We start from the raw sequence: 13,837 nt of genomic DNA on the forward strand, positions 1-13,837 counted from the left end.
TCAATAAATAAGAGCATTAATATAATGACAGGTAAACAGATCAATTTAGTTCAGCAAAGTTGGCAAAAAATACTGACACTTTCACCCAATGTTGGCGATTTGTTTTATCAACAATTATTTGTATTACGACCGGAATTAGCAGCATTATTAAAAAATGATAAGCAAGATAAAATCCGGGCTAATAAAGACTTTATCTGTTTATTAAGCCATGAAATAAATTTATTACAGCCAATTGAACTGACTAAAGAAAAAATTAATACATCAGTCACTATTAATGATGTTAAAAATTATCAAGCAGATGTTGAAAATGCCTTGTTGCTAGCATTAACAATGATACTAGATAAAGAGTTAAAAATTGCGCTCAAAAGAGCTTGGATCTCGACAATTAAACGTTTAGTAGGAAGCATTGTTATTGAGTTAGTGCTTAATTCTATAAAAATAAAAGATAACATTCAATCGATAGGGAAGAATACTACCATGGGTAAAGATACCGAAATTTCAGTTGAGCAGGCTAAAGAATTGCAATTTGCAGACATGTTAGCTCAGATAGAAGCGCTGAATAAAGTTCAAGCGCTAATTGAGTTTAATATGGACGGTACTATTATTACCGCCAATGAAAACTTCTTATCGACCTTAGGTTATAGCTTAGAAGAAGTGCAAGGTAAGCATCACAGTATGTTTGTCGAACATAGTTTTAAAATAAGTGAAGAATATCAAAATTTTTGGGAAAGCTTGAATCGTGGTGAGTTTGAATCAAAAACTTATAAACGCATTGCTAAAGGCGGCAGAGAAGTTTGGATACAGGCGTCTTATACCCCTATTCTTAATACAGAGGGTGTTCCTTATAAAGTGATGAAATTTGCAACGGACATTACTGAACAAAAATTAGCCAACGCAAACTTTTTAGGTCAGATCGAAGCGATAAGTAAAGCGCAAGCTGTGATTGAATTTAATATGGACGGCACAATTATCACCGCGAATGAAAACTTTTTATCAACGCTCGGCTATACCCTAGAAGAAGTAAAAGGCCAGCATCACAGCATATTTATTGAGCCAGAGCTCAAAGGGAGTGTTGAATATAAACTCTTTTGGGAAAGCTTAAATCGCGGTGAATACGACTCAAAAGAATATAAACGCATCGGTAAAGGTGGTAAAGAAGTTTGGATACAAGCTTCTTACAATCCTATATTAGACTTAAATGATAAACCTTTTAAAGTGGTGAAATTCGCCTCAGATGTCACCAAACAAAAATTAATAAGTGCTGATTATTCTGGACAAATTGCCGCGATAAGCAAATCTCAAGCGGTGATTGAATTTAATATGGACGGTACTATTATTACCGCCAATGACAATTTTTTATCGGCGTTAGGTTATACACTTAGTGAAATACAGGGGCAACACCATAGCTTATTTGTTGAGCCTGCTCATAAGTCGACTATTGAATATCAACAATTTTGGCAAAAACTGAATCGCGGTGAATTCGACAGTGGCGAATATTTACGCATAGGCAAAGGCGGAAAAGAAGTTTGGATTCAAGCGTCTTACAACCCTATTTTAGATTTAAATGGCAAGACCATGAAAGTCGTTAAATATGCCGCAGATATCACCGGAAGAAAGCAAGCTATTGCTCAAATTAAAGAAACGTTAATGACCTTATCCGACGGTGATTTAACGCAATACATTGAAACAGAGTTGGTAGGTGAATTTAATATTATTGGCACTTCTATTAATGAATTTATTGATGTATTGAGTAATATGGTTGGTGATATTCGCAGCGCGTCAACCAATGTTTTTGATTCGGCTCGTGAACTTGCTGAAGGAAACAATGAACTTAGCCACAGAACAGAATCTCAAGCCTCTAGCCTTGAAGAAACAGCTTCTGCTATGGAAGAACTAACCAGTACTGTGCAGCAAAATGCAGAGAATGCATCTGAAGCGAGTAAGTTGTCAGCTTCGGTCATGGACAAAGCAACTAATGGTGGCGCAGTAGTAAAAAATGCTATCACGGCGATGAGTGATATTAATAAGTCGAGTAAAAAAATAGCTGACATTATTAGTGTTATTGATGAAATTGCCTTTCAAACCAACTTGTTGGCCTTAAATGCTGCAGTTGAAGCGGCAAGAGCGGGTGAACAAGGTCGTGGTTTTGCGGTGGTTGCTGCAGAAGTTCGCAACTTAGCGCAACGTTCAGCCGGTGCTGCTAAAGAGATTAAAGGTTTAATAAACGACAGTGTTGAAGCGGTAGGTCAAGGGACTAAGTTAGTTGATGAAACCGGTCAAACTTTTACTGAATTGGTTAATGCTATTGAAGAAGTCAGTAAAATGATCAGCGATATTGACAGTGCGGGTAAAGAGCAATCGGCCGGTATTGGCGAAGTCAGTGCAGCCGTTAGCCAAATGGACGAAATGACTCAACAAAATGCTGCATTAGTCGAAGAAGCGGCAGCGTCGAGTAAGTCAATGGAAGAACAGTCACAAGCACTCCTTGATCAAGTTGCCTTCTTTAATAATGGCGAAGATGATGAACAAGAGATTCAAACCCCCGTTCGTCGCTCACAACAAACAAGTAGAAGACCAGCAAGTAGACAGCCCGCGAGTAGACAACCTGCAAGTAGACAACCAACAAGAGCCGCGAGCAGACAACCAACCAGACCAGCGCCCAGAGCAAGGGTGACTAGAACCAAAACTGAATCTGATCAAGAGTGGGAAGAGTTCTAGGGCAAACTATTAATGACAGAGCGTGATAAAGCGTTTCAATTAAGTGGCGATAACTTTGATTATCTTTGTCAATTTGTTTATGACACAGCTGGTATTGTACTCAATGCCAGTAAAAAAGAGATGGTGTACCGTCGTCTTACTCGTATTATTCGTGAGCGTAAACTTCCCTCCTTTACGGCTTATTGCAACTTATTAAAGGCAGATACAGAAAAAGAGCAAGATTACTTTATCAATGCGATTACCACGAATTTAACCAGTTTTTTTCGTGAGCAACATCATTTTGATTATATGACGCAAGATGAACTACCTAAATTACTCGGTAATCGCCTATCGCATGATAAACGTCTGAGAATTTGGTCGTCTGCAAGCTCCACTGGAGAAGAACCTTACAGTATTGCTATTACGGTGCTCGAAGCAATGAAAAGCCAATTAAGTCAATGGGATGTAAAAATATTAGCAACAGATATTGACAGTAATGTGTTAGCTGTTGCTAAAGAAGGGACTTATGATGAACGCCGCATAGAAGATGTTCCCAGGAAGTTTAAGGAAAAATATTTTACCAAAGGCATTGGCATTAACGAAAGTAAAGTAAAGGTAGGTAAACAGTTACAAGCACTTATTACCTTTAAAAAATTGAATCTATTACATGAATGGCCAATGAAAGGGCCATTTGACATCATTTTTTGTCGAAATGTGATTATATATTTTGACAAAAAAACGCAGCAAGAATTATTTGCCCGGTATTATGAAATGTTAGCACCAGGCGGTTTGCTTATTTTAGGGCATAGTGAAAATTTAGGTCAATATCAACAACATTTTGAAAGTGTCGGACGTACCATTTTTAGAAAAGCATTTTAGCCGTTCTATAATAAGTGAACAAATAATCATGGTTTTAAATCGACAAGATAATATTTATGTTAAGCAATGCTTAAAACAATGTTTAGCAGAGTTTGCCCATATAAATCATTACTGGGATGCAAAAAGACAACAAGTTATCGCTAAAATTCTTCCGGGTGAGTTTTATATGACTCGAGAAAATGTTGCTATAGCGACCACGTTAGGGTCTTGTATTTCAGCCTGTATTTGGGATGAACATAGCGGAATAGGTGGCATGAATCATTTTATGCTGCCGCTAACCGATAAAGAAGCCCATGAAGTTGATTGGGGACAACGTGGTATGGCATCTGATGCAACGCGTTATGGCAACTTTGCAATGGAACACCTCATTAATATGATATTGAAAAATGGTGGTCGAAAAGTAAATTTACGCGCTAAGGTATTTGGTGGCGGTAAAGTCTTAAAACATATGTCTGATATTGGCGAAAGAAATATTAGCTTTGTGATGAAATATCTTGCAGATGAAGGGATACCCGTTGAAGGTTCAGATTTAGGTTCTTTTTTTCCTCGCAAAATTTTGTTTGAACCGCTAAGTGGCCGAGCTTTTGTTAAAACGATTGATAATTTACATAATGATACTATTGCGCGCCGTGAAAGTGCTTACAGAAACCGTATAGACCAAACACCTGTAGAAGGTGATGTAGAATTATTTTAGTGATTATTAAAATCCATATAAACCAAGCACATGCTGAGCTTGTGACGTAGAATTATTTTATTGATAACAATTAACCAATGAAACTGTTGAATATTAAAACCGTATAGACCAAACACCTGTAGAGGGTGATGTAGAATTATTTTAGCGATAATAATCAACCGATGAAAGTGTTGAATAGTAAAACCGTATAGACCAAACACCTGTAGAAGGTGAAGTAGAATTTTCTTAGCGCTATTTATTAGCCACTATCGAGCTTAGGATGTTAGTTATATGAAGCCAATTAAAGTATTAATTATTGACGATTCCTCGGTTATTCGAGCGGTTGTTAATGAGGTTTTAAAAGATGATCCTGAAATTGAAGTAGTTGGCGAAGCTAAAGACCCTATGATCGCTCGAGAGCAAATCAAAAAGCTAAATCCTGACGTACTGACTTTAGATATTGAAATGCCAAAGATGGATGGTATTACCTTTTTGAAAAACTTAATGCGACTGCATCCTATGCCGGTAGTGATGCTATCAACATTAACGACTAAAGGGGCTGATATCACCCTACAAGCTTTAGAAATAGGAGCTGTTGATTTTATTGCAAAACCTAGTTTTGAAGCCTTGATTGCTAATAAGTCTACCTTTCAAGAGACTTTATTGAGAAAAATAAAATTTGCCGCAATGGTTGATAATAAAAATTTTCGACTTAACAGCACGTTATCAAAACCTCTAGCGACTGGTCTACTACCCTTTAAAGGTTGCCAGCGCTCGAATCATTTAGTGGCTATTGGCGCTTCAACAGGAGGCACTGAAGCAATTAAAGCGATTATTACCGCTTTGCCAAGTAATTCTCCAGCTGTGGTTATCACCTTACATATTCCAAAAACATTCAGTGCGAGATATGCACAACGGATGAACGAAATTTGTGCCGTTGATGTGCAAGAAGCAAGGCATGGCCAAAAGATTAAAGCGGGTAATGTTTATATTGCGCCAGGTAATCTTCATCTAAAAGTAGAAAGTAAAGGTGGAGCACTTTTTTGTATTTTAGAAGACTCACCTGATGTTAACCGCCACAAGCCTGCCGTTGACATTTTGTTTAATTCCTTACTACCACTTGCTAACAATGTTCAAGCGGTATTATTAACCGGCATGGGACAAGATGGAGCCAAAGGTTTATTAAATTTAAAAAATGCTGGCGCTATGACTATTATCCAAGATAAGGCAAGTAGTTTAATTTGGGGTATGCCAGGCAGTGCTCATGCATTAAATGCTCAGGTAAAAGAGTGCTCATTAGTTAATATACCTAAGGAAATTTTAGCTCATGCTGCACTGGCTCGACAGAGTAAAAAAGAGGTGTTTTATGAAAAATAAAGCCATGCTGTTATTAAAGACTGGGCTGGTGATTGTTGGCGTAATACTGATGGACCTTTTATTTTTTCAACTGAGTTACTTATCAATTACGCTGACATTATTACTGTCGTTTGTCTTGATTATCTTATATAAAAATAATCATGCTTTGCTAACATTATCTAGTGCAAGTGATGTTGAGGGGCGCAATGGGCTTAATGTAAACAACAATGAAAAAGAAATAAAAATAACCCTGACAAAAATTGTTAGCTTACTTAGCCAGCAAATAGCCATCGTTGATACAGAAGTTGACCGGGCCAGTATCTTAATTCAAGAGGCTACGACTGGGATTGCAGATAGTTTCAAGTCTTTAAAAAGCTTAACGGATGAACAACAAGTCATGCTTAATGTTGCTATTGGTAATCATCGAGGTGCTGTTGATGAAAACGGTACCACGATAGAGTCTTTTGTTCACGACTCCAGTGAGACTTTAGATGATTTTTTACAGGTGATTATGACCACTAGCAAGCAAAGTTTAGCCGCCGTGTCATTTAGCGATGAAATGAGTAAACAGCTCGACGGTATTTTTAGCTTATTGGGACAAGTAGAAAGTTTAGCGAGCCAAACTAATTTATTAGCCCTTAATGCCGCTATAGAAGCAGCGAGAGCCGGAGATGCCGGTAGAGGTTTTGCTGTAGTGGCCAATGAAGTCAGGGCGTTATCAGTTAATTCTACCGAGCTCAATGATAATATTCGTGAAGAAATATCATTGGCACAAATTATCATTGAAAAGCTAAGAAACTCAATTCAAGTTATGGCTTCAGCTGATATGACCGCAACACTTGAGGCTAAAAGTCGAGTCAGTCTTATGGTTGAGCATGTGGGTGAATCTTCTTCACAAACCAATGCCATTGTTGAAGAGCTTGCTGGATTATCACCAAAAATTGCTGAAACAGTCGCTACAGGCATTCGCTCGCTACAATTTGAAGACTTAACGTGTCAAGCCCTTGCAACCCTTAAACATAATACTGAAACTATTACGGCTCTCAATCAAGTTTTAATGGAATTTGAAATCAATAATAGTAATACTCCACAAGCATTACAAAAATTACAGCATCAATGTCAATCGCTTATCGAACAATCTCATCATCAAAATGAGCAGCGCAGCGTATCTCAGTCATCTATGGATGAGGGTGTTGTTGAGTTGTTTTAATTATAAATTATTAGGAACGACTATGAATGTTATAAAGCAAGTATCAGAAGATAAAAAAAATATAGAAATTAGTATTGAAGGTCGGTTTGATTTCTCACTGCATCAACACTTTCGAGATGCCTATATTAACTGTAAAGAAAAAAACTCGATGTTTACTATCTGTTTATCAAAAGCGACTTATATGGATAGCTCTGCTTTAGGCATGATTTTATTACTTAAAGATCATGCTGAAAACTATTCAGGAAAAGTTGTGATTAGTAAGCCAAGCGATTCAGTGAATAAAATTTTAGAAATCGCGCAATTTCACCGTTTACTCACCATAGAATTATAGGTTATAGCCGTGTTAGCTGGAAAAAATGATGTTAAATTAGCTTTAGTTGTTGACGACTCTGCCATGCAATGCAAAGTCTTAAGCGTCTTATTAAAAGAGCAAGGTTATCGTGTTTTTACAGCTAATGATGGTGCTCGTGGCGTGGCAATGTATGTTAAATATAAGCCTGACTTAGTGTTAATGGACATTAATATGCCCATTATGAACGGCTATGAAGCAGCAAGAGAAATTAAAAGTTTATCGCAAGATAATAGCTTGTGCCCACTGATTTTTATTACCAGTATGGATACAGATGAAGCCTTTATTGAGTGTGTTGATGCTGGCGGTGACGGTATATTGGTCAGGCCGTTTTCACCCAAAGTTTTTAAAGCTAAAATAAAGTCAATCCAACGAATCAGTGATTTATACGCACAAGTTAAGATTTTACAACAAGAACAACAAAAAGATGCCGAGCTTGCTGAACAGTTAATGTCGGGCGTTATTGAGGCAAGAAACTTCTCGCTTGACCGCATTGGCATTATTAAAAAACCCGCCGCGTTATTTAGTGGTGATATACAACTAACGGCTTTATCTCCTAATGGTGACGTTAATGTTATGTTGGGAGATTTTACTGGCCATGGACTGCGTTCATCTATTGGTGCTATTCCCTTAGCGGAAACCTTTAGAGCAATGACCAAAAAAGGTTTTTTGTTATTTGAAATTATTAATCAAATTAATCATCAACTTTATGATTTACTGCCTGCAGATTTATTTCTTGCGGCGGGGTTTGCCAGTATCTCTAGCCATGATAAATCTGTTTATGTTTTTAATGCGGGCTTACCCGATGCTTACTTGTTTTCTGAACAAGGAAAAATAAAACATCAAATATCGTCAAGTCACCCACCGATAGGTGTGCTTCCAAAGCTTTTACCCGATAGTAAATTAACCGTATTTGGTATTGAAGAAACCGATCGGATGATCTTAATCAGTGATGGTATTGTCGAGGCGAGAAATGAACACGGGGAAATGTTTGATTTTGACCGATTCGAACAGGCGGCAAAGCATGGCGTAATCACGCATAAGGTTAGTGAATGTGTGCTTAACGCGGTTAATGACTTTTGCCAAGCTATGCCACAAGAAGATGATATTTCATTGATTGACATTCCTTGCGGAGGTTGGGAGCACGTGCTGGTCGCCAGTCATGGCATTACCAATATTTCAGCTAAGCAACTTGACGATATCTATTTGGCAACAGAGCCAGCATGGCACTGGCAACTAACCTTAAGTGGTAAGCGCTTAGCCTCTATAAACCCAATTCCTATGGCTATGAATCAAATAAATGATATAGAAGGTCATGCAGAGCATTGGCAAAGTTTATACAGCATACTCACTGAGTTATTTATTAATTCACTTGACCATGGTGTCTTAGGCTTAAGCTCTAAGTTAAAAGCCAGTGCAGATGGTTTCTCTCAATATTATAAAGAACGAGAATTGCGTTTGAAAAATTTAGCGCATGGCTTTATCGAATTACAAATATGCCATTACCCCTTTCCAAATGGCGGTCGAATTATGATTAAAATACAAGATAGTGGGCAAGGATTTGATATAAAAAAATACTATGAGCAACGAGTGAACAAGCCAGCAAATAAACTCGAGCTTAGCGGTCGTGGTATTGAGTTAGTTGAGCAGCTGTGTGACAGCTTAGACTTCCAAGATAATGGTAATGTTGTCGAAGCATCATATGTTTGGGCATCGTAAACATCAATATTTTAATTTATGGCCCATGTAATAAGGCATTAATGTGAACATTTTAGTTGTGGATGATAATAAGTTTATCAGAGAAGTTGTTAGTGCGATGATCATTGACAGCGGCCATATTGCCGTCGTTGCTAATGGTCATGTGCAGGCGATGGCAGCATTAAAGAAAGAAAACATTGATTTAGTGCTTATGGATATAGAAATGCCCGAGGTTGACGGTTTTGCGCTAACAAAAATGATAAGAAAAGAATACCCCAAATGGTTCCCTATTATCTTTCTTAGCTCCAACGACAGCGAAGAGTATTTAACTCAAGGTATTGATGCGGGTGCTGACGATTACTTAACAAAGCCGATAAAACAAGTGATTTTGAGCGCAAAATTAAGAGCGATGGAACGTATTACCAAAATGAAAGGAGCGCTTGAACGCGCCAATAAACAACTAGAAATACTCAGTAGTATTGACCCGCTAACGCAGATACTTAACCGAAGAGGGTTAGAAGAAGTCCTCGCTAGTGCTTGGCAAATTAATGAGCGACAACAAGGGGAATTATCAATATTGATGATAGATATTGACTTTTTTAAGCCTTATAACGATAACTATGGTCACCCACAAGGCGATAAGTGTTTAGTTCAGGTTGCTAATACGCTTAATGAAACGCTTAATCGAGCCACTGACTCATTAGCTCGTTATGGGGGAGAGGAATTTATTGTTGTGTTGCCTTTTACGCCAGTCGAGGGCGCTAGATTTAAAGCAAAAGAATTAAGCTTAGCGCTATTAAGCCAAAAAATAAAACACGAATATTCATCAATATTTCCTTATGTGACGGTAAGTATTGGTATTGCAACAACAAGCGCTGCCGATCACGTATCCAATGCAAGTGAATTAATAAAACAAGCTGATATCGCTTTATATCAAGCAAAAGACCAAGGGCGTAATCGTTCTAGTGTTTTTCAAAAAAGTGCTTAACAACTGCCTTTACTAAGGTTGAAATCTCATAAAAAAAGGAATTATTATGCCTAAACCCCGTTTGTTAATTATTGATGATGACAAAGATTACCTTGAACTGCTTCATGAAGCATTAACCGAAAGTTTTGAAGTAACGTGCGCGACTAATATTAAAGATGCGGATAAGTTAGTCAGCGACAATCAACTTTTTGACATCGCCTTAGTTGATGAAAATATTGGCGAAGACAAAGGGTCACAATGGATAAAACGTAACGTTGAACAACATACCGTCGCAACCTCTTTTGTCTTGTATTCTGGCCTAGCCACCGAAGATGCTGTACTTAAAGGTTTAGAGTGTGGTGCCGATGATTTCCTTGCAAAACCTATTTCTTTATTAGCTTTGGATAAAAAGCTAAAAAAACTTATTTCTTATCAAGATAAAATTCATAGCTTTGAAACAGAAATTAGTTCAAAAGATCGAGTTATTAATATTTCAATGGCACAAGCGGCTAAATATGGCAGCTGTATGCAGCTAACATCTCGACTTAATCATTGTTTTACTTTAGAAAAAATTAGAGATGAAGTGTTTTCATTTCTTTATACAATGAACTTAGATGGCTGTATTGCTTTTTACCCGATCAATGAAAAATCACTTTTCTTTAGTTCTAAAAATGGCTTTTGTTCTCCGGTAGAAATCGATGTAATGAAACTGTTAAGGGTTAAACCTCGCTTATATCGCTTTAGTTCTAGAACTATTTTTAACCACCCACTGTGCTCAATCCTTATTTTAAATTTAGTAGATGGCGCTATTGATACTGATATATATATTGATGCACTCGCCTCTGTTATTGAATGCATCGGTGCTCGTATTGCTTTTATTACCTATAAAAATTCACTGGTGCAAGTACAAAGTAAAATTCAGCAAGCTGTTTCTACTACCAAAAATATGATTGCCATATCTAAGCACCATCAACAGGAAGTGATGAATGAGATAGTCACTAACATAGGTATGAGCTTCCATGTCCTAGAGATGTCAGATGAACAAGAACAATATCTGACCAACTTGGTTCATGGTGCTTTAAAAAAACACTCACAAGATGATATAAATTTTCTTGAAGTTACCGATTTACTTGATGGCGCCTTAGCCAGTGTTGATGAACTTGAAGTCCTTAATCAACAACAAGAAGAGGAAGTAGTTGATTTTGATGATGAAGATGAACTATTTTGAACGCTACCTCTAACGATTTAACGGTATCGATCAATAGTATTCCTTTTTCGGTTATTCAATTAGATCATCAAGGGATTATTACCGGTTGTAATCGTTGGGCAGAAAGTTTTTCTGGTTATTGTTTAGCAGAAATTAAAGGGCAACCGCTAGAAATGCTCTTGCCCAAGGAATTTGCTAATTCGCATCTAAAGTTTTGTCATAACTTCCAACGTGGATCAGGTGTTAGAGATGTTGTCTTATTGAGTAAATCAGATGAGATGCTCAATTGTACAATAAAAACAAGTGAAGTTGCTGGCGGTTATACCGTCTACCTTTCGGATTCATTGTTAAACGATAGCTCTGACGATAAAACGATTAATGAGCGGGAAAAGCTAGCAGAAAAAATAGAATCTGCAGCGTTATCAAAACACACCCATAAAATATTAAACACCATAGAAGAAGCTTTTTGGGAGTGGAATATTATTGAAGGAACGCTACTTTATTCCGCACAATTTATGGCTATGTTGGATTATTCTGCAGAAGCATTCTTAGGCCCACTTTCTTTTGGTCAAAAATGGTTAAAAGAAGAAGATTTAGCCCGCCTTAACCAAGAAGCCAAAGCGCATTGTCTTGGTGAAATACCCAGTATAAATTTAACGCTGTCAATGACTACAGAGCAAGGTGCTACGAAGTGGGTAACTGTTTTTGGTAAAATTATCGAATACAGGGCTGAGCGTGCTTATAAAATGTTTGGCTCAGTTAAAGATATCACCGCGCAACATCAATTAGTCGAAAAGCTAAAAGAAAGAAATAATTATCTGTTGCTAGCGGAAAGTTTAAATAAATCAGGGCATTGGCGTCTAGATTGTATTGATAATACCTTATATTGGTCAACTGAGCTTTATAAAATTCATGGTGTAGACGCCACTAATTACCAACCAAAGGTAGTTTCGGCCTTAGACTTTTACCTGGTAGAAGAACAGGTTAAGGTACGAAATTATTTAGATAATGCCATTGTCAATAAACAAGGCTTCTACTTTAAAAGTGCTATAAGAAATAAACAGGGCAATAAAGTGAAAGTGGAGTGTTTTGGTGAGGTTGAACTCAATACTGCGGGTGACGTTGTTGGTGTTTTCGGCGTATTTAAAGATATTAGCCAATCAGAAACTATTTTTGAAAAATTAAAACTGCTCGCTATGGTCAATTATACAATAAAGGTACCGGTTTTCTTTATTGATGACAAAGATAATGTCGTTTATCAAGATCTAACACCAAAAACTGCCCACAGTAGCGCCGTGCTTTTTAATTATATTAATTTCAGTATTACCGACTATCTTGCGTTTAAACGAAAAGCAAAAAAGTGTGGTCAACTTAAAGAAACTCATATTAGTTTTGATCAATACAATAGTGTTTTTGATTTATCGGTAACCTATGAAGCCGATGAAGGAATATTTATTTGGATTGTTGAAAACGTTACTGAGCAATTTCGTAAAGACCAACAACAACTTATTAGTAATCGACTCGCTTTACTGGGTAATACTTTTGGCAATGTTTCACATGACATCAATAATGTACTGGGCGTCGCTTTAGGCGCTACCGAAATGTTAGAGATTAAGTTCGCCCAAGGTGAACGTGATATTTCAAGGTATATTGAGCGGGTCAAGAATGCGATAGATAAAGGTAAAAGCGTTACCGAGCGTTTATTAGCTTTTACGCGTAAACCTACCATCAAAGTGGTTCGGTTTGACCCGATACAGGATATTATTGATAACCAATATCTTTTTAAGCAATTGTTACTTCCTACCATAGACTTTAGCATTCATACCAATGAACTATGCTGTAAAATAAAGTTTCCTCAAGGTGAATTTATTAATATATTGCTTAACTTAGTGTTAAATTCTCAGGATGCGATCCGCGAAAGAGGCTTAATTGGACAGATAGAAATATCAGCCAACATTAATGATCAGCAAAATTTAGAAATTCATGTCAAAGATAGTGGTGTGGGTATTGAGCAAGGTAATTTGACTAAAGTGTTTGATCCCTTTTACAGCAGTAAATCAGTTAATAAGGGCAACGGTATTGGATTAGCTAATGTTTATAGCACAATATATAAGCATAATGGTCATATACGAGTTTCAGGACATGGCAGTTTGGGTGGGGCGCACTTTACCTTAGTCTTTAAGTGCCAGATTTTAAAAAATCCCCCGAAAAAAAGTCCCTTAACGCTTAAAAGCCAATTAAATATAAAGGGAAAGCGCGTACTTATTTTAGATGATGAGATAAGTATTGCTGAGTTTGTTTCCTTGTATTTAGAAAACGAAGGCGTTAAAACTGAACATACCAACAATAAAATGGGTTTAATGAACATTTTAGCGACTGAGCAACCTTTTGATATTTTTATTACCGATATGATATTACCCGATATTTCAGGTCGAGAGGCTGTGGAATTAGTGAAAGCAAAGTTTCCTAATATTCGAATCTTTTCAATTAGTGGTTATATTGCTGAGGAAGATAAACAATGGCATTACCCCGTTTTAAGAAAACCGTTTAATTCAAAAGAATTGGCAAATTTTTTAATTGAAAATAATTAAATTGCAGCTCGAATATTTCTAATGATTGTTAGCCGCTTAGCAAGTAATTGTGACTAATTTAGTGATATTTTATCAGTAAATGCTCTGTAATATCCTAAGGTTTAGTTATCAGTGTTATTGTTGTTGATCTACCACAATTGCATATAAGCGTTGGTTCTAGTATGTTATTTGATAGCCAATTGAATATTTAGCCTTTTCTCAAAAATATTG

At 36.9% G+C, this 13,837-nt stretch carries 10 protein-coding genes; all 10 read left to right on the forward strand.

The window, feature by feature from the left end; translation table 11 throughout:
- The first annotated feature begins 24 nt into the window (after window positions 1-24).
- The 10 genes from H4J62_RS20660 to H4J62_RS11720 all read left to right on the forward strand — a co-directional run bounded on the left by H4J62_RS20660 (window position 25) and on the right by H4J62_RS11720 (window position 13,627).
- The gene (locus H4J62_RS20660) at window positions 25-2,718 is read left to right on the forward strand and encodes a methyl-accepting chemotaxis protein (protein ID WP_310733517.1); all 2,694 of its coding nucleotides are present in this window, start codon (window positions 25-27) and stop codon (window positions 2,716-2,718) included.
- Window positions 2,719-2,730: 12 nt separating this feature from the next.
- Window positions 2,731-3,576 carry a protein-glutamate O-methyltransferase CheR gene (locus H4J62_RS11680; RefSeq protein WP_182215798.1) on the forward strand — a complete coding sequence of 282 codons (846 nt, stop codon included), beginning with the start codon at window positions 2,731-2,733 and terminating at the stop codon, window positions 3,574-3,576.
- Window positions 3,577-3,604: 28 nt separating this feature from the next.
- Entirely contained in the window at window positions 3,605-4,270 is a 666-nt protein-coding gene (cheD, locus tag H4J62_RS11685; protein ID WP_182215800.1) for a chemoreceptor glutamine deamidase CheD, read from the forward strand.
- A 270-nt stretch (window positions 4,271-4,540) separates the two neighbouring features.
- Entirely contained in the window at window positions 4,541-5,626 is a 1,086-nt protein-coding gene (locus tag H4J62_RS11690; protein WP_182215802.1) for a chemotaxis response regulator protein-glutamate methylesterase, read from the forward strand.
- Window positions 5,616-6,815, forward strand: a complete 1,200-nt coding sequence (locus tag H4J62_RS20665) for a methyl-accepting chemotaxis protein (RefSeq protein ID WP_182215804.1) — start codon at window positions 5,616-5,618, stop codon at window positions 6,813-6,815. The genes H4J62_RS11690 and H4J62_RS20665 overlap by 11 nt, the downstream gene beginning before the upstream one ends.
- A gap of 22 nt (window positions 6,816-6,837) precedes the next feature.
- Window positions 6,838-7,146 carry an STAS domain-containing protein gene (locus tag H4J62_RS11700; protein WP_182215806.1) on the forward strand — a complete coding sequence of 103 codons (309 nt, stop codon included), beginning with the start codon at window positions 6,838-6,840 and terminating at the stop codon, window positions 7,144-7,146.
- Between the two features lie 9 nt (window positions 7,147-7,155).
- Entirely contained in the window at window positions 7,156-8,883 is a 1,728-nt protein-coding gene (locus H4J62_RS20670) for a SpoIIE family protein phosphatase (RefSeq protein ID WP_310733516.1), read from the forward strand.
- 43 nt (window positions 8,884-8,926) lie between these two features.
- Complete coding sequence (locus H4J62_RS20675) at window positions 8,927-9,850, forward strand: diguanylate cyclase (protein WP_182215808.1); 924 nt, start codon at window positions 8,927-8,929, stop codon at window positions 9,848-9,850.
- A gap of 46 nt (window positions 9,851-9,896) precedes the next feature.
- On the forward strand, window positions 9,897-11,057 hold the full coding sequence (locus H4J62_RS11715; protein WP_182215810.1) for a response regulator: 1,161 nt from the start codon (window positions 9,897-9,899) through the stop codon (window positions 11,055-11,057).
- Window positions 11,054-13,627: an ATP-binding protein gene (locus tag H4J62_RS11720; protein ID WP_182215812.1), complete on the forward strand. Its 2,574-nt coding sequence runs from the start codon at window positions 11,054-11,056 to the stop codon at window positions 13,625-13,627. The genes H4J62_RS11715 and H4J62_RS11720 overlap by 4 nt, the downstream gene beginning before the upstream one ends.
- Window positions 13,628-13,837: the final 210 nt, after the last annotated feature.

Source organism: Colwellia sp. BRX8-5, assembly GCF_014077325.1.
GTDB lineage: Bacteria > Pseudomonadota > Gammaproteobacteria > Enterobacterales > Alteromonadaceae > Colwellia_A.

Coding starts and splice junctions, on each gene's coding strand:
- H4J62_RS11715 (WP_182215810.1), top strand. CDS start 9,897: ATGCCTAAACCCCGTTTGTTAATTATTGATGATGACAAAGATTACCTT.
- H4J62_RS20665 (WP_182215804.1), top strand. CDS start 5,616: ATGAAAAATAAAGCCATGCTGTTATTAAAGACTGGGCTGGTGATTGTT.
- H4J62_RS11690 (WP_182215802.1), top strand. CDS start 4,541: ATGAAGCCAATTAAAGTATTAATTATTGACGATTCCTCGGTTATTCGA.
- cheD (WP_182215800.1), top strand. CDS start 3,605: ATGGTTTTAAATCGACAAGATAATATTTATGTTAAGCAATGCTTAAAA.
- H4J62_RS20660 (WP_310733517.1), top strand. CDS start 25: ATGACAGGTAAACAGATCAATTTAGTTCAGCAAAGTTGGCAAAAAATA.
- H4J62_RS11680 (WP_182215798.1), top strand. CDS start 2,731: ATGACAGAGCGTGATAAAGCGTTTCAATTAAGTGGCGATAACTTTGAT.
- H4J62_RS11700 (WP_182215806.1), top strand. CDS start 6,838: ATGAATGTTATAAAGCAAGTATCAGAAGATAAAAAAAATATAGAAATT.